16 protein-coding genes are annotated in these 21,851 nt (G+C 56.1%); 5 read left to right on the top strand and 11 right to left on the bottom strand.

Annotated features, from left to right (window positions below; translation table 11 throughout):
* Positions 1-12 precede the first annotated feature (12 nt).
* On the bottom strand, positions 13-978 hold the full coding sequence (locus NTX71_11850; GenBank protein MCX6340592.1) for a hydrogenase small subunit: 966 nt from the start codon (positions 976-978) through the stop codon (positions 13-15).
* 1,003 nt (positions 979-1,981) lie between these two features.
* On the opposite strand from NTX71_11850, the gene NTX71_11845 reads away from it, so the two are divergent.
* Both NTX71_11845 and NTX71_11840 read left to right on the top strand, forming a co-directional pair.
* The gene (locus NTX71_11845) at positions 1,982-3,166 is read left to right on the top strand and encodes a purine nucleoside permease (protein MCX6340591.1); all 1,185 of its coding nucleotides are present in this window, start codon (positions 1,982-1,984) and stop codon (positions 3,164-3,166) included.
* Positions 3,167-3,652: 486 nt separating this feature from the next.
* Positions 3,653-5,203: a hypothetical protein gene (locus NTX71_11840; GenBank protein ID MCX6340590.1), complete on the top strand. Its 1,551-nt coding sequence runs from the start codon at positions 3,653-3,655 to the stop codon at positions 5,201-5,203.
* Positions 5,204-5,439: 236 nt separating this feature from the next.
* Here the strand turns inward: NTX71_11840 and NTX71_11835 are convergent, their stop codons facing one another.
* Together NTX71_11835 and NTX71_11830 are read right to left on the bottom strand one after the other, a co-directional pair.
* Positions 5,440-5,916, bottom strand: coding sequence for a hypothetical protein (locus NTX71_11835; GenBank protein MCX6340589.1), 477 nt, complete (start codon positions 5,914-5,916; stop codon positions 5,440-5,442).
* 70 nt (positions 5,917-5,986) lie between these two features.
* The gene (locus NTX71_11830) at positions 5,987-6,448 is read right to left on the bottom strand and encodes a hypothetical protein (GenBank protein ID MCX6340588.1); all 462 of its coding nucleotides are present in this window, start codon (positions 6,446-6,448) and stop codon (positions 5,987-5,989) included.
* Positions 6,449-6,696: 248 nt separating this feature from the next.
* Here NTX71_11830 and NTX71_11825 point away from each other — a divergent pair, with 248 nt between their 5' ends.
* Complete coding sequence (locus NTX71_11825; protein MCX6340587.1) at positions 6,697-8,367, top strand: PQQ-binding-like beta-propeller repeat protein; 1,671 nt, start codon at positions 6,697-6,699, stop codon at positions 8,365-8,367.
* A gap of 759 nt (positions 8,368-9,126) precedes the next feature.
* Here the strand turns inward: NTX71_11825 and NTX71_11820 are convergent.
* The 7 genes from NTX71_11820 to NTX71_11790 form a co-directional block, all read right to left on the bottom strand.
* Positions 9,127-9,534 (bottom strand): biopolymer transporter ExbD, encoded by a 408-nt coding sequence (locus NTX71_11820; protein ID MCX6340586.1) that lies wholly within the window; start codon positions 9,532-9,534, stop codon positions 9,127-9,129.
* Positions 9,531-10,259: a MotA/TolQ/ExbB proton channel family protein gene (locus NTX71_11815; GenBank protein MCX6340585.1), complete on the bottom strand. Its 729-nt coding sequence runs from the start codon at positions 10,257-10,259 to the stop codon at positions 9,531-9,533. Before NTX71_11815 ends, NTX71_11820 begins: the two co-directional genes overlap by 4 nt.
* A gap of 102 nt (positions 10,260-10,361) precedes the next feature.
* Positions 10,362-10,565: a hypothetical protein gene (locus NTX71_11810; protein ID MCX6340584.1), complete on the bottom strand. Its 204-nt coding sequence runs from the start codon at positions 10,563-10,565 to the stop codon at positions 10,362-10,364.
* Between the two features lie 33 nt (positions 10,566-10,598).
* Positions 10,599-11,594, bottom strand: a complete 996-nt coding sequence (locus NTX71_11805; protein MCX6340583.1) for a hypothetical protein — start codon at positions 11,592-11,594, stop codon at positions 10,599-10,601.
* Positions 11,595-11,644: 50 nt separating this feature from the next.
* Entirely contained in the window at positions 11,645-13,939 is a 2,295-nt protein-coding gene (locus tag NTX71_11800; GenBank protein ID MCX6340582.1) for a hypothetical protein, read from the bottom strand.
* A gap of 639 nt (positions 13,940-14,578) precedes the next feature.
* Positions 14,579-16,066, bottom strand: coding sequence for a radical SAM protein (locus NTX71_11795; GenBank protein MCX6340581.1), 1,488 nt, complete (start codon positions 16,064-16,066; stop codon positions 14,579-14,581).
* Between the two features lie 186 nt (positions 16,067-16,252).
* Positions 16,253-17,920 (bottom strand): glycosyltransferase family 39 protein, encoded by a 1,668-nt coding sequence (locus tag NTX71_11790; protein MCX6340580.1) that lies wholly within the window; start codon positions 17,918-17,920, stop codon positions 16,253-16,255.
* A 308-nt stretch (positions 17,921-18,228) separates the two neighbouring features.
* Between NTX71_11790 and NTX71_11785 the strand changes: the two genes are divergently transcribed.
* Positions 18,229-18,828 (top strand): hypothetical protein, encoded by a 600-nt coding sequence (locus NTX71_11785; GenBank protein MCX6340579.1) that lies wholly within the window; start codon positions 18,229-18,231, stop codon positions 18,826-18,828.
* A 569-nt stretch (positions 18,829-19,397) separates the two neighbouring features.
* Here the strand turns inward: NTX71_11785 and NTX71_11780 are convergent.
* Positions 19,398-20,831: a hypothetical protein gene (locus NTX71_11780; GenBank protein MCX6340578.1), complete on the bottom strand. Its 1,434-nt coding sequence runs from the start codon at positions 20,829-20,831 to the stop codon at positions 19,398-19,400.
* A gap of 442 nt (positions 20,832-21,273) precedes the next feature.
* Between NTX71_11780 and NTX71_11775 the strand changes: the two genes are divergently transcribed.
* Positions 21,274-21,774: a DcrB-related protein gene (locus tag NTX71_11775; GenBank protein ID MCX6340577.1), complete on the top strand. Its 501-nt coding sequence runs from the start codon at positions 21,274-21,276 to the stop codon at positions 21,772-21,774.
* Positions 21,775-21,851 lie beyond the last annotated feature (77 nt).

The following is a 21,851-nucleotide window of genomic DNA, read 5'->3' as shown; positions in this document are numbered from 1 at the left end:
ACCAGGGCTTTCTTATTCTTCGCGTGCTGGTTCTTTTGTGATGATGTCACGGAATTGGGCGGCGTCCCAATGTATCGGGGTGTAGATAGGAGATGTTCTCCCATCCGGAAATTCAGGAGAGCAACATCCGATACACGGCCCTCGACACTCATTGCACCAGTTAGTCTTTGAATTCCACTTTGTTATAGGACAATCGGCCTCGGCAATCGGCCCCTTGCACCCGAGCTGGTATAAGCACCCACCTTCGCTAAAAGAATTGGCGTATTCTCCCCTCAGGTAGTAGGGGTAATTAGGGCAGTTCTCTCCATGTACAAGGGTGCTATAAAATAAAATAGGCCTACCTTGAGAATCCAGCTGCAGCGGCCCATAGAGAAGCATATGAACAAGGGTCCCTATGATCCAATCTGGATGAGCGGGACAGCCAGGGATATTTACCACAGTCCTCCCTAAGAATTCTCTTACGCCCATAGCCCCTGTAGGGTTGGGTTTGCCTTTGACGACACCTCCAAAAGAAGCACACGAGCCAACAGCGATTATCGCTCTCGCCGCGGGAGCCAGGCGCTGGAGAACGTCGGGGAGTGTAAACAGCTTTGTATCCTTCTCTCCGATGATACAGTAAAACCCATCCTCTCCCGGTTGGACTGCGCCCTCCACAACTAAGATAAACTTTCCCGCATATTCTTCTTTCAGCTCTACTACGACGCGTTGAGTAAGTTCTCCTTCTCCGGCCATAATTGTCGGGTGATACCGCAACTTAAGAAGAACATCGGCAAGCTTGGGGTAAGTAGTGTTCAGCAAAGATACCGAGCATCCGTTCTCACCGGCGCCCTGAAGCCAGATAACCGGCGGGTTGCCCCTCGCAGCATTCCCCAGGGCTTCCACAATCGCGGGTACATAAATGCGGGATAACCCTAAACCGGCTGCGGAGTTGGCACAGAGTTTTAGAAATTCTCTGCGGGTTAACATCTTCTTGCTCATTTCGGACAAATGATAAGTTTCAAGGCCTTGAAAGTAATCAGACTTAAACCTCAAATCTTAACGAGAAGGTAAGGCAACATCTTTGTTCTTGGCACTTTTTCCCATCGCTTTTTCAAAATGATTCAGCGAGATTATAAAACAAATCTTACCATGAGTAATCAGGAGGATAAAGATGAAATGCAAATTAGAAAATGACTAGTTATGCCAAAGGGCGACACAAAAGACAGGAAACCGGCACGAAAAAGAGTATCCACTCCAGAGCTTTCCGCGATAGAGAAAAGAGGAAGGAGACGTACAAAGCTTTAAAATGCCAGAGATAGGAGAAGATCACTTCATCTGATACGCTGGGCGAGATCTAACATTCCAGAAGAGATGAACCGCACAAATGGGAATCGAAAACCCATAGAGTTGAGATTGCCACGTCCGCCTCGTCCCGCTTAGCGGGACTCGGTGTTCTCGCAATGACGTGTCAAACATTTCCTGCTCTCAGTAATAAACGGGTTATCAGTGTAAATCCGTGCCTGCACACCGGAGTGCGTTGTGGCACGCAGGCGTGTCAATCCGTGGATGAAAACACTGAGTAGAGTGAATTAGCGCCCCCCATAAGTGACCCATTACCAATTTTCTGTTGTCTATTACAGACAATTTGTTATAAACAGTGCAGGAGTATATGAAACAATTTGTTCATCCGTTTATCGTGTTTGTTCTGTTATATATTGCGTCTAACCACATCAGTGTATGTCATGCTCAGCCGGCCGAACACTCACGGCGTACACCATTCCATAGCAGGCGGGATGCAATTCTGGACCCCTATATCCTCCCCACCCCCACACCCGTCGCATGCAATAATGCGCTCCTTTTTCTTGAAGAAAATGTCGTATCTCCAGGGGATCAGTTAGATTGCTACGGTTGTATCCCTCCCCTTGGGGAAAAAAGGGTGGATGTTTATCTATCCCTCATATCCCCTTCAGGAGAGAGTTATTCTATTACGCCGGCCGGTCAAATGGTGGGAGGTTTTCAACCTTATTACAAAGGGGTCGTCAATCCATCCGCGTGCCGTTGCGAGAGCCAGTCTTCGTTCACCGTCAATGAGAACATGCAGCTCGGCACGTGGACAGCCCTCATTGCAGTCCTCCCCGAAGGTGCGGACCCCCTGCGGAAGAATGTGCTGACCTACGACGCGGATGCACTGACTGTTGTGAAGCCAGGCAGGTTCCCGATCAAGGTGCTCACGATAGTTGTGTTCGAAGATGGGGATGTGCGTGGCGATTTCCCGGGAGAAGCCCAGCTCTGGGTCGAAAATGAGGGGATGACCCGGGAGCTCCAAATACCCGGAGCTTATTCGAAGCTCTACTGCAACGATGCGGGACATTGCCTCACTATCACCGGCATGGGAACGGCTAATGCGACGGCGTCGCTTATGGCAGTGGGCCTCAACCCGGATCTGGACCTTCGAAATGCCTACTGCATGGTGGCAGGTCTGGCAGGAACGGTACCACGCGCCGGCACCCTTGGTGCGGCGGCATGGGCGGAATGGATTGTAGACAGCGATCTATGTCACGAGATCGACGTCCGCGAGATGCCCTTGGAATGGACCTACCCCAGGTTCCGCCTTGGTTGCACCGAGCCCTGGTGCGACGGCATGTTCATAGGAACCGAGGTTTTTCACCTCAATCCTGTACTGGTTGAATGGGCATATCGTCTCTCAAAGGACACTCCGTTGCTCGATAGTCAACAGGCCCAGGATTACCGGAATAATTACCCGGCTGACCTTCCCGCCCGGCAACCGCCATTTGTGACAAAAGGAGATTGCATCGCGGGAAGTACTTTCAAGGTAGGTGCAATTATGAGCGAATGGTCTGAGTGGTGGATGACGCAATGGACGGGAGGCGCCGGCAGTTATGCTATGACAAGCATGGAGGATAGCGGCATTTCGACGGCACTGATGCGCCTCGCCCAGGCAGGATTAGTGGATCCCAACCGGGTTATGATATTGCGTTGTGCTGCTGATTTTGACCAGCAGTACCCCGGCCAGTCTGCGATACAATCCCTCGGTGCGGCACTCAGCTCGGACAATCCCGGATATCCACTTGCGATTGAAAACGCATACCGTGTCGGGAGCGAGGTCACACGCTATATAATTTCACACTGGGGTACGTGGAAGGGAGGAGTCCCGCCGATCAAATGACTGACTTTTCCTGGAATTTGGCGCCGGGCACTCAAAACTAGCCATTTCGACCGCCGGGAATAGCGAGAAGATTTCTTTGGGAATCAGCGGCTGGGATTCCTCTTTTTGCAATGATGTATCAAGTTAGGTAGAACAATCTGGATGGTTTGAGCAAACTCTGTTTGCGTCGCCAAAATAAAAAGAGCCCTGATGCGGGCTCTTTTTATTTTGGCACTGAGCGAATGAAGCCGGAGGCTGAATGATCCGGAGTGCCTTGTCCGGAAAACGCCGGCGCTTCAAGATGCTTCCAATTGTCAAGGATAAAGATTTGACCCCAAACGGCCCACCCCGGGCGCCATCCCACTTCCTGTTTACAATGTACCCGTGCATTCCCTCAAAATGCATTTATGGGTTTGATATATTTGCATGGATGATGTAAACTTCATATATACCCTAGAGAGGAGATGGCACATGCGGCACATGAGACTAACGGCGGGATTGTTGGCAATGACATTCAGCTGTTTCATCCCCTGGTGTGGTATGTGTGCCCAGAGCCTGAACATTATCCACTCGTTCGCAGGCGCTCTATCCGACGGGCAGCGACCAATGGGCCAGGGCTTGATAACGGATGGCAGCAAACTGTACGGGATGACGCAAGAAGGAGGAAGCGGAGACACAGCCCAGGGGTGGGGGACCATATTCTCGCTTAAACCGGACGGTTCCGACTATTCAGTTCTTCACAGTTTTCATCCTGCAGGCACCCAATATGACGATGACGGAAGACTGCCGTTCGGCGGCCTGACATTGGATAGCATTAATAATAGATTGTATGGGATGGCCTGTTATGGCGGCTTTGCTGATAAGGGAATGATATTTTTCGTCAATATCGGCGACTCGGGTTATGGCTACCTGTACGATTTCGGTGATACACCGGCTAACCCAGGCTTAGGGCCCGAGGGCAGTTTGCTTTTATCGGGCGGGAAACTCTATGGCATGACCCGCTACGGCGGCGCGAATCATGTAGGCGTGGTATTCTCAAAAACCACGGGCGAGGTGAGTACTGGTTGTACGTCTTTGCATAGCTTTGCGGGCAAACCCGGAGATGGGATGTCGCCATTCGGTTCCTTGATCCTGGATGGAGGCAAGTTTTACGGGATGACCCACGAGGGCGGCACCGGCCCGGGAGTCTGGGGATCGGGGGTTATATTCTCCATGAATGTCGATGGCAGCGGTCATACGATACTGCACAACTTTACCGGCGAGCCATCCGACGGAGTAGGAGCGGATGGGACTCTGGTGATGGACAGCGGGACGCAAACGCTTTACGGCGTGACCAATACCGGGGGCTCTAGTTCTAAGGGGACAATATTTTCCATAGGCACAAATGGGGCGAACTATCAAATTCTCCACAGTTTTATCGGCGAACCCGGTGACGGCGAAAACCCGGGCGACGTGCTTCTGAAAGGCGGAACGCTCTATGGCTTGACCGGTACCGGCGGGTCGACCGAGGGCGGAACCCTTTATTCCATTCAGACCGACGGCTCGGGCTATACAATCCTCCATAACTTCAACGACTCCCAGCGCGATGGCCCGGTGGGATTTGCCGGGCCTCTGCTGTCGATCGGGAACAACCTCTACGGGATGACCTATAGCGGTGGGACATTCTATAATGGCACCGTGTTTTCGTTCGGTTTGTCCGCTCCGCAGGCTGAGATGCTCCTAAGCGGAAGCAGCTTGAAAGCCGGAGACCATTTCGAGGCCACGTTCCAGTTGAATGAGTCGATCGAAAGGCCGTTCACGGCATTTGCGATAATCATTCTCCCCGGCGGTTCGATGCTCAATGCGCTTACGCTCACCCCCAAGCTTGCGCCAGTAGCGGCGAATGTGCCAAGGCTCAACGCCCCGTTTAACTTTCGATTGATCTTTACAACTATTTCCGGAGGAGCACCCATCGGCGCCTACGAGGTGGTTGCGGCGTTCTTCGATTCGCAGACCAGAATCACGGGCAGGCAGGATGCGTTCCTGGAGGCTAGCGGTAGATTCACAATAGGACAGTGACCGGGAACCACCGTCGGACTCCCTCAAAGGAGGAGTGAATCGTCGGAAGGCCCCCTACCTGCTGGCTTACCTGTTGCGATTGCGCGGCGCCTTCTCTTCGTCCACCACGTCCCCCCTTATCATATATCTGGGTTACTCCTGATTCCGGAAGAACCGTACGCAACATCAATCCGGCGAACATTAGTGAGTGCGTAGCTAATTTGATCGCGGATGCTCCTTGCCGGAAACGCGAGCTCTTACTCCGCCCGCGCGATGGTTTCGACAATGAACGCATATCGGATGCGCGCCTTCTCTTCACGCTTCACCGTAATCCACTTGCCGGTAGCCTTTACCTTTCGATGGTACGTTACGTGCACTTTCGTCCGGTATCTTCTGATAGCGCCGGTGAGGATGAGCTGCTTCCCTTTTTTAATGCCCGTGAGCGCTTCCATGTTCCGCGGCGTGCGGTCCGCATAGCACTTGATCTCGGCGAAGGGGGCGGCCGTGAACTTGATCTTCGAGCTCGCCTTCAGGTTGGCCTGCTCCTCCCACGGCTCGCTCCCGTTGTCGATCTTTGTAAACTTCACCGCGACCGTCACGGCCTCCCCGACATATGCACCCGGATCTGCTGCGATCCTGGCGGGGTCTGCCTTCTTAAGCACCGCCGCCCACGCCGGGCCGTACACCTCCAAGCCCGCAATGACCCACAGCGCCGCCGCGACTGCTCTTCTCATACCCCCACTTCCTTTAAAAATTCGCCCTGCGAATTGTTGACCTCGAACCCCTGTCCAGGGGTGAGAGGTCTTATTCCGCCCGCACAATGGATTCGACAATGAACGCATACCGTGTGCGTATGCGCCCCTTCTCTTCGCGCTCCACCGTACGCCTCCTGCCGGTAGCAGTCACCATCTGATGATGGGTTGTTTTCACCTCCATCCGGTATCTTCTGATGGCGCCGGTGAGGATGAGCTTCTTTCCTTTCTTGAGCCCCTCGATCACCTCCATGTTCCGCGGCGTGCGGCTGGCATAGCACTTGATCTCGGCGAGGGGGGCGGCCGTGAACTTGATCTTCGAGCTCGCCTTCAGGTTGGCCTGCTCCTCCCACGGCTCGCTCCCGTTGTCGATCTTTGTAAACTTCACCGCGACCGTCACGGCCTCCCCGACATACGCATCAGGACTCACCACGATAAGGGCAGGGTCGGCATCTAAGGCCGCTTCCACGCGGGGAAGAGCGGCGAGCGCGAAAACTGCTGCGAAACAGAGCATGTACTTCACCATTTATATTTTAGTGTAGCATATCTTATCTAGCAGATTCCACTCCTGCAATGTCGCGCCCCGCAGGATCATGCAGGCGTTTATCCACAACACAAAAATACCATATATGGTGGCGAGCAATATAGCTTTGCTGAGAGTGGGACACTTCAAACTTGCTGCTGCATAGGATTTGAGATATTATCCGGAGTTGATGGGCTGAATTACAGTAATGTGCGAAGCGGCGTCCCTGAGGAGGGATTATGAAGTCATGTACATTTATCTCAGCAGCGGCGTCTCTTTTTATCGCTGCCTTTTTCGTTTATCCTGCATCTGCTCAACCTGTTGGCCAGTGGCCGATGTTTCACCAGAATCTCCGGCACACGGGCCTGAGCGATTACGCCGGCCCGTCCATACCGTCTCTGGCGTGGAGCTACAAAGCTGGGAGCTGGATAAATTCCTCTCCCGAGATAGGTTCGGACGGGTGGGTGTATGTGGGCTCTTACTATCCCGATAATCGCCTCTATAGAATCAATTCGGACGCGAGCCTTGACTGGAGTTATAGAACCGCGGCCTTGATAGATTCCTCTCCCGCGATAGGTTCGGATGAGAAGGTGTATGTTGGCTCTGCAGATAATTCCCTCTATAGCATCAATTCCAACGCGGCCTTCGGCTGGAGTTATAAAACCGGATTCTCCATACGTTCCTCTCCCGCGATAGGTTCGGATGGGAAGGTGTATATTGGCTCAGACGATAAATCCCTCTATGGCATCAATTCGAACGGGAGCATTGACTGGAGTTATAACACCGGGGACCAGATATATTATTCCTCGCCTGCGATAGGTTCGGATGGGAAAGTCTATGTTGGCTCGTGGGATAACTCCCTCTACAGCATCAATTCAAACGGGGGCCTTGACTGGAGTTATAAAACAGGGAACGCCATAATATGGGAATGGTCCTCGCCCGCGATAGGCTCGGATGGGAAGGTGTATATTGGCTCGTTGGATAACTCCCTTTACAGCATCAATTCAAAAGGGGACCTTGACTGGAGTTATAAAACCAGAGACCAGATATCTTCTTCGCCCGCGATAGGTTCGGATGAAAAGGTATATGTTGGCTCTAAGGATCATTCCCTCTACAGCATCAATTCAGACGCGAGCCTTGACTGGAGTTATCAAACCGGGGACTTGATATATTCTTCGCCCGCGATAGGCTCGGATGGGAAGGTGTATGTTGGTTCACAGGATAATTCACTCTATAGCGTCAATTCAGACGGGAGCCTTGACTGGAGTTATAAAACCGGGGACTGGATATATTCCTCGCCCGCGATAGGTTCGGATGGGAAGGTGTATGTTGGCTCGTATGATCATTGCCTCTATAGCATTCAGCAGGCGCCGACCACTACACCGACACCCACGATCGCCCCGACACCTAAAGTGCCGACCACAACACCGATACCCACTATCACCTCGACATCTACGCCCACCGCGACACCTACCCCGTACTACCTTGAGCTGGGAGTTACCAATGGAGCAGTATTTAATCCAGGAGAGAAGATAAACCTCACATGGGAATCTTTCCAGGACAGGTACGGGTTCACCGGCGTGCCCTGCGCGGTGTACATTGCCGCCGTCCTCAATCCGCCCTCGGAGAATAGTCCATTGACCGTGCAGCAGATTGTATCCAGCAAGGCCCTGTTCATCTTCAACTCGAAGCTCAAACCCGTGCGCTATAATCCGCGAACTCTCAAGCCGACATATTCTCGCGTGAAATTCCCCGTCAACGGCGTCAAGTCGAGCGGCAATCTCTCATTCAGGGCGCCAAGAGGCGCGGCGGGGCGCTGGGTGTTCGCTGCGGCATTGATCCGTCGCGACAACAGGCAGTACCCGGCCAAGCCGCCGGTCGAGGTTTCGAACGGCTTCAATCTGCACTAAAGGGTGTATTTGCACAATGCTGAGGTGTGGAATTGAGGCGGATAGAAGTAGCAGGGCTAAGGTGAGCGCAATCGTCATGCCGCCTGCGTGAACAGATCGTCTCGCTGTGCCTCCTGGATAATCTATCAATATCTCGGTTCCAATCCCAAGAGGGACGTTCTGAGTAGGCGAGGAAGCAGGTGGGGACGAGCCTCTATACCGCACAAGCAGCTTCTGCTTCCCGAAGGGTGTTGATTCCCCGAAGCCAAGTAGCAATCTGGTTCCAACTGGCAACCGTGTGGGGCGCCGAAATAAAAAGAGCCCTGATGCGGGCTCTTTTTATTTTGGCACTGAGCGAATGAAGCCGGAGGCTGAATGAGCCGAAGTGCCTTGTCCGGAAAACGCCGGCGCTTCACGATGCTTCCAATTGTCAAGGATAAAGACTTGACCCCAGTAATGGGTCACTTATGGGGGGCACTAATTCACTCCACTCAGTGTTTTCATCCACGGATTGACACGCCTGCGTGCCAAAACGCACTCCGGTGTGCAGGCACGGATTTACACTGATGACCCGTTTATTACTGAGAGCAGGAAATGTTTGATACGTCATTGCTTCTCCCGCTTTGCGGGATCGCAATGACAGCGCGTGGATGTGTAAAAGATTAGGCACTCCCATTAATAAAATCCGCGCTCATCCGTGAAATCAGTGGATGATCGTCCATACTGTTTCCCCCCTATAACTGAGGGGTTACTGACCCCACACCCCACTGTTGTGGGGATTCATTTCTCCGTCGCCAGGGAAACGTCCGTGATCCCCGCCTCCTGGCACGAATTCAACACGGCAACGATGTTCTGGTGGTAGGTCTTGGCGTCACCGCGGACGAAAACCCTCGGCCTCCGCACCTCCCGGGCCGACTCGCGCAGTGTCTTCGGCAGCTCCTCTAGTGACACCTTTTTCTCGCCCATCGTGATGACGCCCTCCCGGTCCACTGTCACGTAGATCGGCTGCATGTCCATCGCGGCCGTCTCCGCGCTCTTCGCCCGCGGGAGCTCCACCTGCAGCTCCCTTTGCACCCGCTGGAAGGAGGTGGCGACGAGGAAGAAGACAAGAAGATTGAAGACGACGTCAATGAGGGGAACCAGGTTGAGCTCGTCCCCCTCGGTTGACTTCCTGCGCAAGATCCTCATTTTTTCCCCCTTCCCTCAACGAAATCCTCCATAAAGGCCCGCAGCGTGATCTCCATCCGCTCGGAAATACTGCCTTCCAGAAGTCCCCTGAAGTAATAGAAGCACGCCAGAGCGGGGATGGCGATCGTGAGCCCCGCGGCGGTCGTGATCAGCGCCATCGAGATGCCGGCCGCCAGGAGGTCGGCCCTCCCCAGCCCCGCCTCAGACGCCACGACGTTGAACGCTTGTATGATACCGAACACCGTCCCCAGCAACCCCAGGAGCGGGCTGATGTTGGAGATCATGAGCAGCGGCTTGATCCGGAGGGCGAGCTCGTCGATCGCGCGCGCCCCCAGGTCCTCCACGGTGCTCCGGATGATGTCGTTGGTCATCGATGGTTTCTCGCTGAGCATGAGGGCCACGCGGAAAACCGAGGAGACCGGGTTCTTGTGCGCCCGGCAGAGCTCGACGGCCTTCGCGAACTTCCCCTGCGCCGTGAGATCCCTCACCTCTTTTACGAAATCCAGGGGAACAATCTTGTCCGGCCGCATCATGATGAACCGCTCCGCGGCGAACGCCACGGCGAGCACGGAGCACGCCGCGAGCGGGATCATGAGCACGCCCCCCTTCGCCAGCGAGTGATACCGCAGCGAGAGCCAGGAATCATCCGCCCCGAGTGCAGTTGCCGCCGCAGCGACCGCCGCCAGTGCGGCAAATGCCACCCGGCCCCATTTTAACCTTCGCATAGCATCGCCTCCTTTCTCTGTTATCCCTAGAACTCGCATCGCCCGCATTTTCGATGCCTCCCCTTTTGCTTCCTGTTGTGTAACTACTCAGGTAGTCAGAAGTCAGGAGCCAGAATCCGGAATGGATCGCGAATAAGCTTCCAGTAGCTTGCTGACCTCTTCGAGTAACTGCATTAACTCGGAAACATCGCCGTATCCCAAGTCCTCAAATGTCGCCGCCGGCGTCCTCATTCCAACTCCTGGCTCCTGACTCCTGAATTCTGGCTCCTTAGCAGTTACCCTGTTGTGGTGCCTACCTGTGTTCATCGGCGTGCAGAAGATCCCTTCCCTTATCCGCGTTCATCTGCGCGCATCCTGTGCCACCGTGCCATCCGCCATCCTTATCCCGTCCCTCTGTTTTTCTTTCTGCGGGACGCCTTTCTTCTCCGCCCGCGCGACGGTGAACGCCGGCCCGCGGTAGCTCCAGACCGGCATGAACACCAGGCACTCCAGTTCCTCCGGCGACGCCCCGGTGGAGGAGAAATATTTTTCCTCCGCCGCGAGAAGCGCCGCGAGCGCGGCGATAGTGGGCTCGATGTACGGCCGCGGCGCCCCCTCCCCCGACTCCCTGAGCGCTACCTCCGATACCCCGGGGGACGGGGATGCGAGGATCTTCCTGGACCCTGCGACGGTGTGTCTCGCGAGATAGTTCCTGATCTGCCCCTTTGTGAGGAGCCACGCGGAGGTGAACTGGAGGTTAAGATCGGTGACGGCGCGACTGCCGTACCCGATCTTCATCTTGTAGTGTTCCATGAGCCGGGAGATCTGGGAATCAGAGCTCGCCTTAAGATCTACGACCCGCCGGAAGCCCACTTCACCCGCCTCCTCATGCGTGAGGGACTCCTCATACGCGGCAAACTCCCGCGACGCCCACGCCCGGGCCTCCTTGCCCTTTTCCAACAGTACGTCCCTCGCCCTTGCGGCCGGTGGGCGGGCGAACTTGCCCATGACCTCCTGCGAACGCCGTCGTGCGAGATCCCGTTCAGCCTCCCGCGTATACACCTTCTCCGGGGCCTTGCGGGGGGCAGGCGCGGGGGGCGCGCTGACGGTCGGTGCCGACGGGCGCTTCTCCTCGGGGTGCGCGGGGGCGACCATCCTCGGCATGATCCTGAGCGAGACGACTTTCACCGCCCGGGGCTTTAACCGCGACTCCCGTGCCCTCCACGGAGGCCCCACGGATACGAGGGCGAAGAAATGAGCGAGCACGGACGCGAGCACGCAGAGATACAGCATCCTGTTGCGCTCCCATGCCTCCGACAAGGCTCGGTACACCTTTGCCGCTTTCTTCGTTCTCACTCCTCGCTCACCTCATCATTATCGCTCACCCGGATACTTTAATCCTTGAGTTACTCCATCTGCTCCGTGATCCTCTCCACCTCCGCGGCCTCCTCCTCCGCCTTCTTCCTCGCCCCCTCGTAGTCGCCGTCTTCAAAAAGGGTCTTCGCCTCGCTCTGGATGTCGCGCGCATCATCCAGGTCCTCCCCCTGACTCTCAAGCTCCATGTTGCGATCGCTCTCCACCTCCGAGATGGCTTCCTCCGCTTGCTCGATTTTCGCGTCGATATCGTCAAGGGCCCCCTGCGCCTCGTCCTTCGCACTCTCCAACTCCTTCGCCGAGGCGGCACCCTCTTCCGACGACAGAAGCCCGGCGCCCTTGGGGCCAAGCTTCGCCAGGACAGATTCCTTGAACTCCGAGAGCTCCATCCGCGGGAAAGGATCCGCGAGGCCGAAATAAAAATCCATGCTCTTTTTCATGACGAGCTCGTCACCATCCTGCTCAATGACCTGCTGCTTGAGCAGGTCCCTGAATATCCGGTCGATTTTCTGGTAGCCCTTACCGTTGGACTCGTACCACGCCACCGCGATCAGCAGCTGCGCCCTGTCCCGGAGGTCGTCCTCGGGATGGGAGGCGAGTATCTCGTCGCAGAGCTGGTAGACCGTGTCTTCGTCGCCGACGAACGACGCCTCGTACGCCGACCGCAGCAGGGTCAGGAGCTTTCCTCTATTCTCGGCCTGCATCTTCTCGTATAGCTTGAGCATCTCCCGGGCGGAGGCGGAGAGCGGGCTGCCGGGGTAGCGCTGCACCAGTCCGCGGAACTGTTCTGCGGCGCGTGCGTAGTCACCGCTTTCCACGAATTGTTTCCCCTGTGTGAAAATCCGGAGCGCCTCAGCATCGCCGATGGTGGCGCGCACCTCGGCATCGCCGGGCTTCCAGGTCTGGATGAGCTGGAGATCGCGTACCGCGGCGTCCCCGTTCCCGGCTGCCAGGGAGTCAACGGCGGCATGGAAGAGATTCTCCGAGAGCAGCGCGGACAGCGGGAGCGATCGCATCATTCCCCTGATCTGCTCTATTCTCGCGTTGCTCGCACGGTTCAGCTCCCGCACGCTCTCGGGGATGGCGGAGTACAGCGCCGCCGCATGGAGGAACGAGTCGTTGGCCACCCAGAGTTTCCCCTCATCGCAGGCCCTGCCGGCAGCTGCCTCGAAGCTGTTGGCCTCTCGGTAGATCTTCCACGCGTTCTCGGGCACATCAAGGTTCTTCAGCCCCTCCAGTCCGTAGAGGCGCCGGCAATTCTGCAGCGTCCGGTCGGGGAGGTAACCCTCGCGCAGGCAGAGCGACAGCGCGAATCGGGAGTCCTCCTCCCGCCGGGCGTCCAGGCTGCGCACCGCGAATCGTGCGAGCCCTGAAAGGAAAGACGCCATCAGTTGCTCCCCCGCCTTCCGCTCCGGAGAGATCCCCGCCTTCCGCAGGTTCTCCTCCAGTGAGAGAATGTGGAGATTGAGACTGTACTTTTCCACCGCGTCCTGGAGAGAGACCATGCTGCCGGCCTGGATCGCGGGGGCAATGTCTGCAACACTGTTGTACGCCGCGAGCGCATCCTGCGCCATTCCACGCCGGAGATAGTAATCGCAGGCGTCGTTATAGTAGCCGTATCGCGCGCCGAGTTCCGCTGTGCCGCCTCCGCCGGACCCGACTGTGAAGAGTACATCCGGCACCATCTGCGCAGACGCCCGATAGAATGTCGCAGCGGCCTGCTGCACGATGACGTTGTACCCCCTGCCCGAGAGATACTGCGCCCGCACCGGGCCCGCCCACCCGGAGGCCCTTTTCACAGCGGTCGCGACGGCCGCGCCGGGGTTACGGAGAACGCGCGGCGGCTGCGGCGCGCCTCGCAGCGCGGCACGGTGGGCCTCGACATCCCGCATGAACCGGCCGCGCAGCTTCTGTTCCTGAGGAGAGGAGGCGGTCGCAAAGGGAGAGTTGAGGTCCGCCACGAGTCGCGCAAGGATCCCCAGGCGGTATGCCATGTAAGGAGTTCGTTCACGCGGGAACAGGTCGCGCAGCAGCGTTATCTGGGAGCCCAGCTTCCCCGCGGCGTAGCCCGCGCTGTCGTATGTGGCGAAGCCCGCGTAGCGTGCGAGGGTCTCCTCGTCGGCCTCCCACCCCTGGATGAAAAACGAGTTCTCCCGTTCGAGAAAGGCCGCGATCTCGCCGGGTAGGGACGAACGGGCCGCTCCCCTGATCGCATCCGCCGTGCCCTTATCCCAGGCGCGTGCGGGGAGGCAGAGGGACAGCGCGGTAGAAAGCAGAGCAACAGCCAGGCGCACGGCGCCTGGGCGATTGTGCGAGGGTCGTCGCATAAATGCCACGGGATTACCGTCCGCCTGTGATAAGGTGGCGGGCCCCCAAATTATACCGCATTCCGGATGCCAGATAAAGAGCGTGGCCCTTTCGTGTCAAAACTCGTAACTACTCAGGTAGTCAGAAGTCAGGAGCCAGAATCCGGAATGGATCGCGCATAAGCTTCCAGGAGCTTGCTGACCTCTTCGAGTAACTGCATTAACTCGGAAACATCGCCGTATCCCAAGTCCTCAAATGTCGCCGCCGGCGTCCTCATTCCAACTCCTGGCTCCTGACTCCTGAATTCTGGCTCCTGAGCAGTTACGCTTGCCATACAGCGAGGAAATAATAGTGATATCAGGATCGAGGTTCCAAACCCAAGAGGGGTGTGAGTAAAGCAGGCTGAAGGGCGCTAAATAGCGGATTCGGCAAAGGATTCTCTCAGGATATTCATTTCGTTCAGCCAATTGACAATCTGGTTCCAACTGGCAACCGTGTGGGGCGCCAGTACTACAGCAACAACAGTCAATAGTCACTAGTTTCTGGTAAAAGCAGCGTTAGAAAAATACCGCTTGGAAGTATTCGAACCGGAGGGTTGGGGTAAAACTGCCTTGAATCTCCGGTTTATTTTTTGTGGCATCAGGCCTTCGATTCATCCCTCACGTGACCGCGCGCGACACCCGTTCCGCCCTCGTCCTGCCGCGCTTCTTCCCGAGGAAGGGCTTAATAATGAGATACAGAATGTCCCACAGCGGCATAGAGCGGGCGAAGCGGCGAAGTATGCGCAGCATTTGGCCCGGGTAATGCGTCATCTTGTAGAGAAAGAGCCGCCGCATGCCGGCGATGCGCTCGCGGTTGATCACCTCGCCCGAAAGGCAGGTGGGATCGATCTCGGAGCATTTGAAGTACTTGTACCAATCGGTCTCGTCTTGTATCAAGCCGCGTTTTACGTACTCCTGCCAGAGCGGTGTGCCGCGGTAGACGCAGAGGCGGTTGAACGAGAAGGTATCCAGTCGGATCCTTGATGCGAAATCGAAGGTTGCTTTCATATCCTCGATGGTCTCATCCGGACTGCCGACGACAAAGAACCCGTGGACGATATCGATTCCCGCCCGCTTGGCGTTCGCCACCGCGCTCTCAACCTCCGCCAGCGTATGCTTCTTTCCCAGCCGATCGAGCACCTTCTGGCTGCCGCTCTCGATCCCGAACATAAGGGCATGACAGTGTGCCTTGGCCATGGCGGGGAAAAGATGCTGGACCACTGAGTCAACGCGCCCCTCGCAGCCCCACCGGATGGTGATCCCGGTGTCATTGATCCCCTTGCAGATCGCCTCGATCCGCTTGGGCTGCAGAAGGAAGTTATCGTCGACAAAGTAGACCGAACCGTAGCCAAGTTTTTGCAGGTGTGCCAACTCGTCAACCACGTGCTGCGGACTGCGAGAGCGCCACTTCCCCTCGCTGAAAATCGGAACGTCGCAGAATACACATTGCCACGGGCACCCGCGGGAGGTCTGCATGGTCGTGAAGCGCTCCATGGATAAAACCACCGGCACGTCGAGCGGCATCGACTCGACGAACTCTAACGGCAGGCCGTCACGGTCGGGGAACGGCCACTGGTCGAGGTCGCGGTCCATCTCGCGGTTGGGGTTGTGTACCACCTGGCCATCCTTCATCCAGGTGAGCCCCGCGACGCCTGCGGGATCGTCCAGACGCTCCACGAGATCGAGGATGAGTTGCTCGCCATCGCCGCGGCAGACGAAGTCCACCTCGGGGCACTGAAGCTTGATATGCTCGGCGTTCAGCGTGGCAAACACACCACCGAATGCCAGCAACACCTTTGCGTCGGCGGCGCGGATCTGGCGGGCGAGGATCTTCGCATACGGGTAACTGGTAGTGCTCAAGAAACTCAAGCCGACGAGGGCCGGTCGCTGCCTGTGGATCTCCTCGATGATAACCTCGCGGGGTGTTTCAGGATTAGCCTGGTCGAACAGGACGCACTCGTGGCCGGCGCGCCTGAGCACCGCGGAGAGCGACATGATTCCGATCGGCGGGAAGCCTGTCACACGGATATTTCCGTTTTTAACACGAGTTCGTTCCGGGAGCGCGTAAAACTGTGGGTCTCGGATGTGAATCAGGAATATGCGCATGGGAATACTCTCCTGCTCATTGGCAATGGCCGCTTCCTATTTCCGTAGTGTGGGTAGCTATTTTATCACGCGCCTCACAACCGCCCTTCGACACATCCAGAACTATGTCGTAATTGCGTGGGACCGCGCTTCCTCTCGCATTACGTCTGTTCCGGGAAATAGTGGGGATGGTGAATCGCTATTCCCCTACCGGTTGGTGGCGAGGATCTTATCGCCCTGTTGACCGAGGACAACCGCCGGCGCTTTGACCTTCTCCCGCAGCGATGCCAGATCGCGCTCCTTCAAGAGGACGATTATCGGTTTGCCTGAGTCCCACGCCTGTATGAACTGGTTGATATCAAGGAACAGGGAGGTATCTCCTCCCGGGCCTCGGCTGGGATCGAGGTCTATTGTGCTATCGGCATCCACCATGACGAATTTCCTGTGCGTGTAAAACGCGAGCGATGGTTGGTACATATAGCTCGCGATCAGCGTGTCCGACCCCACTTTCTCCCTCGCGATCAGCGCCAGCTTTTTTGTCGTTCGCTCAGCGAGGAATACGGTGGGGATCACTTTAGCCGCGATCACCTGGATCAGGTACAGCATGACGCACAGCGTGAAAAAGAGCCCCGCCGCGTTCGCCCTCCGCGTGAACCTGAAAGAGAGAACCCCTCCGACAATCCCTATGATGCCGGGCGCGATCCACATGCCCGGGGTTACTTCGGTTATGCGAGCGAGATGGGGATATATAATCACACCGGCGCCGCCGACACAGAACACGAGAGCAATGATTAACGACGGCCATCTTATCCATCCGGACCACCGGTCAAAAGCGGCCGAGAGTGTTGCGCCTGTGAGCAGGGCGACTGCCGGGAAGATCGGAAGTATATAGGTGAGGAGCGCCGATTCAGAGAAGGAAAAGAAAATGAGAATGACGAGCGCCCAGAGGACGAGAAAAAGCCAGGCGGCATAATCATCTGATTTTCTTGCACTCCAGAATCGAGCAACAGCCGCGGGCAGGAAGAATGACCATGGGAACATCATCCCCAATAGCGCGGGCACAAAAAACCCGAAGAACTCGTGGCGCTGGTGTATCTGCGAGATGAATCTTCCCACGTGCTCGCGGAGGAAGAAGAACTTCATGAAACCTGGATTTTTTACCGAGACGAGTATGAACCACGGGGCGCAAATGCCGATGACGATGAGCGCGCCGGCAAGAAGGCGCATTTCCCGCAGGAGCCGCCAGCGGCGCATGAGGAGCATGTAAAAGAAGATCACCATGCCGGGCAGGATGATCCCGATGAGGCCTTTGATGAGCACCGCGAGCGCCATGAAGATATAGAAGAAGTGGAAATAGAAACCCCTGTGTCGCTCCGTTTCAATGGACGCGAGAAGGAAGAAACCGAGGGCTGCCGTTACGCAGAGTGTCAGGGGCATATCGATGAGGTTGAGCCGCGAACAGGTGTAATAGCCTCCGGAGGTCCCCAGGATGACGGCGGACAGTAGCGCCGCCCTGCGCCCGAACACCTTCCACCCGATGAAATAGGTCAGCACGAGCACGAGGAATCCACAGAGGGCGCTCGGGAAGCGGACGGCGAACTCGCTTTCGCCGAATGCCTTGAGTGAGATCACGTTCATCCAGTAGAAGAGGGGTGGTTTGAAGAAGAAGTGCACATAGTTGAGGTGCGGCGTGACGAATCCCCCGCTCTCGAGCATCTCCCGAGGAACCTCCGCGTAGCGCCCCTCGTCAGGGTCCATGAGCGGATATTCTCCCAGGCATTGAAAGAATGCGAAGGCAAAGAAAAGGGAGAGGATGAGGACATCGGCGCCCCATCGTCCCCGTTTCTCAAGGATGAAAAAACGGATGGATTCCATAATGACGTAGAAATTATCTCATGTTCTCCCTCGGCGTACTACTCTATATATTCCGGAGCGTAGTCCCTCAATTATGATGGGATGAGTATCACCGCAATTTGTGGGGGCGTGATCCTTCGGTTTCGCTCAGGACAAGTTTCCCGCCTGAGGCGGGCGAGTATCAAGCTTGCCGCGTTGCTCACGCGGGTAGGATGACCCCTACATTGTCCTCCATTTCGGGGTGCGGCTCACTATTGACTTTTAAGATAGCATCGGCATAATTGAGTGTGAATTGCATGTGGCGAGAGTAACAAGAAAGGAGGGCATCCATGAAGTACCTGTGGTACGTGTTGCTGTTGGTGCTATCGCTTTCTATGGCGGGGTGTTTCTCAATCGCGAAGATGGGATTTGAGGAGGCCACCGGACAGAAGGCGGACGTTGAGGTGATCAAGCCGATCACCGCTGATCTCAAGACGTACAAAAACGTCGAGGTGGAGAAATTCACAAGCGGCGTGGGTGACCTGGCGCCGGCGGCACTGGTGGACGAGCTGCAGAACGAGGTCATCGCGGCGATCAAGGCGCGCGGACTGTTCCCGAACGTCGGGCCTGCAACCGGGGGAGCTTCGGCAGAGCCGACGCTCGTTGTCGGCGGCATGGTCACGGATTACAAGGCGCCTGACAAGGGGGCGAAGCGGGTCGTGACCAAGGCCGGCCTCTTCTCCGTGAACACGTTTGTCAAGGACAAGGCGAGCGGGCAGGAGCTGGGGCGCGCGATTGCCCGCGGCAGGCTCACCTCGATGTTCCGCGGCGATGAGACCTCGCTCATGAAGTCTGCCGCAGCGAGCGTTGCCAAATTCATAAACGAGGCGCACACGCCGACGCCGAGCAAGATGCAGCAGTTAAAGGCCAAGATGGGCGCGAAGTCCTGATCGTCTGAACAGGAGGCACCTGTGATGAGGGGGGGGACTCAAATCCCCCCTCATTTCTTATGGGAAGCGAGCTGTGGCAATTGAACTGAAGATTATGGAAAGTAGCCATGGCGTTTCCACCACGGAGAGTACAGCGCGGCCCCGCATGCGGGGCCGCAACCAAGATTCAAGTAACCACAGAGAGCACAGAGGACACAGAGATTAACGTGTGACACAGATTCACACAGATAGACACAGATTATTCAGTGGTAAAAAGATCATCATGCAGTTTGAAAAACTTTCTCAAATAAAAAGGTTTTGCACACTTGTAATACTGAGGCTCACGGAGAAACGGATTAAGGTTTTGCCGCGGATGGGGTAATGTTCCACTTATTGAGGCATGGAGAGAGCGGAGATTGTTAAAACAGCAACAACAGTTTCTAGTTTCTGGTTTCTGGGAAGAGATTAATCTGTGTGTATCTGTGTTCATCTGTGGTTAATATTAATCCGCGGTTAAACTCTTGAACTTCTCTGTGTACTCCGTGGTAAAACATTTAAGGTATTTAGCAAAAAAGGGGAAACTCCCAGTACTATTGCACGGTGAGCGTCGTCTCGTTTATGCCGTCAATGATACGACCGCTCCTCACGAGCGCCCCCTGGAGCGCGTAGTTGCCGGGCGCTATCCCGGAGAACGCGATCTGGGCCACTCTGTAGCCGGCGATGGCCGTACGCAATGTAAGATGTCCCTTAATGAAGGGTTTCGCCCCCCGCGCAAACCGGCCGCCGTTCATAAGGTAGAGATATTTACCTCCCGGCAGGGCGAGACGGACATAGGGCGTGAAGTTTGCAGTCGCCCTGACATCGGCGGTGATCGTTATGCTGCCGGCCGTTGCGAAAACTGTTTTATCCGGACGCAGGATGAGCGGCAATGGCGTGGGAGGAGGTGGTGGTGTGGCGGTAGGAGCAACGCATCCCTGGTCAGTTGAATGATTGTTCAATCCCGGCTCGGTTATGTCATTACCGCCGCTGCGGGGGACAGTGCTCACCGTGTAGGTTATTCCATCCGTGGTGATCACCAGGTGCCTGTTCGTGGTGAGGCAGTAAGGCATATCTTCCGGGGCCCAGTCAGGGTCGCCCACGTCGCCCGGGGCGAGGCGTATGATGCGCTGGGGGAGCGGCTCCACCACCTGTTCGAGGTTTTCCACCGTATCTCTCCTCGGATGCCCGTAGGAGTTACTCCAGACAGAGATCACCGCTACTTCCGGATCCATGGTTTGAAAGAATGTCAGCGAGTTTATGCCGTGGGTGTCAGATCCGTGATGATCCACGTGGAGAACATCAATATTTCTGCCCAAGTCCTGGGTTACCACCTGCGCTACAGCCTGTTCACCTGTGCCTTCGAGGTCGCTGCCGAAGTAGAAGTCGAAGCAGTTATAGGTGACAAGAACGGAGATTGATTTATTATTTTCCGATATCCCCGAGGTGACGTTAGGCCTCCCCCTTATGTAGAGCGCCGGTGTCGTGTTTGGTGCGCCAAGGGAGAGGAAGCGGATGATAGCGCCGTTGCCGAGATCGATATCGCTTGATCCATCCAGGCTCGGCGTCTGCCTCTTGCCTGAGACGGTGGCGAGGTAAGCCGCTGATATTGCATTGCCATCATCATCCACTGTACCTCCGCGGTCATAGAAGGTACCAAAATGGCTTGTGCCGCCCATCTTTGACACAAGGTCGTCGAGCCCGCCGATGTGATCGCCGTCATAGTGACAGGCGGTGGCGTAGCGAATATAGGTAATCCCTTTGGGGACAAGGATATCGTTGTAGAGCAAGTTTGCCTCGGGCGATCCACCGGTCTCATCGAGGAGCGTCACCGTCCCGTTGGGTCCCCTGACCATCGTACATGTCCCCTGGTGGTTATTTCCCCACACGCAGTAGATCTCAAGATTCTGCGCCAGAGATCCGGAAGTGGAGAAAGCTCCCAAGAAGATTAGTATGAGCGCCACCATGGATATCTGTTTTTTATTCATGCGATCTCCCCTTGACCGAGCAGTTACCATGGCTTGCTCCTTGTCGGTTTGCCCGCCCCGTGCCGGTACGCGCCGGGGAGGCGCAGCTTCGCTAGTTTTATCTATCCACATACAATATACATCATTTATCAGCAATCGTCAAACCTGCGCGCTGCCCGTTTCGATATGTTATCCGCCATTTTTGGACTGCGTGGTCCCGCTGTGCTATGGGGGGAAACAAGTTCTTGCCCCGCACCCGCCGGCGTGATAAATTATCCTTGCGCAAAATCGATAGTCTTCTCCACCGATCACCGGGGGTTCGCATACGGCCATGGCCCGATCTCCTTTTTGGCGAATAGAGACGCCGGCAATTTTTGTGCTCGCGTATTTTTTTGCAGCACCCGTTCCTTTTACCGGGGCACAGGGGGAGGGCACGCCTAAAGGGAAAGAAGTGAGCACCGCAGTGAAAGCGGAAAAGCGCGAGTACGTGAGCAGCAGCGGCGGGTATCGTATCACCTGCCCTGAGGGTTGGGCGAGGCACGAGGGAGATATCCGGCCCATAGACGTCATCTTCTTCTGCCGCGCTGATCCCGGCATGAACATGAGCGTTACCTGGGCCTCTGCCGGCGGGCAGAAAGAACTCACCGAGGCTGCGGTGAAAGAAATGAAAGATATGTTCCGGCAGAGCTACCCCGGCTACTCGGTGACGGCAGAGGAGTGGCGTGAACTGGACGGGGCAAAGGCCTTCTGCCTCTCCGCGCGCCATCAGGAGATGGAAACTGAGATCCAGAGCAAGCAGGTGATGCTCATCAAGGGGGATAGGTTCTACACGATCACCTATACCTCAACCCCGGCGCTTTTCATGAAACACCTTGGAGAATTCGAACTCGGGGTCGGGAGCTTCAGGACAACTGGTGAGAAAACGCCCGCTATGCTACAATCACCACGGAAAAAGAACAACTGAGTATGAACCACTGAGGGCACTGAGTACACTGAAAGGACCAATTAATATCCCATGAATTCAACGTCTTCAGTGTTCTC

Source organism: Candidatus Auribacterota bacterium (assembly GCA_026392035.1).
Lineage (GTDB): Bacteria > Auribacterota > Tritonobacteria > UBA1439 > UBA1439 > JAPLCX01.
The sequence above is the reverse complement of the archived record's forward strand: the minus strand, read 5'-3'. Positions and strand labels throughout refer to the sequence as shown.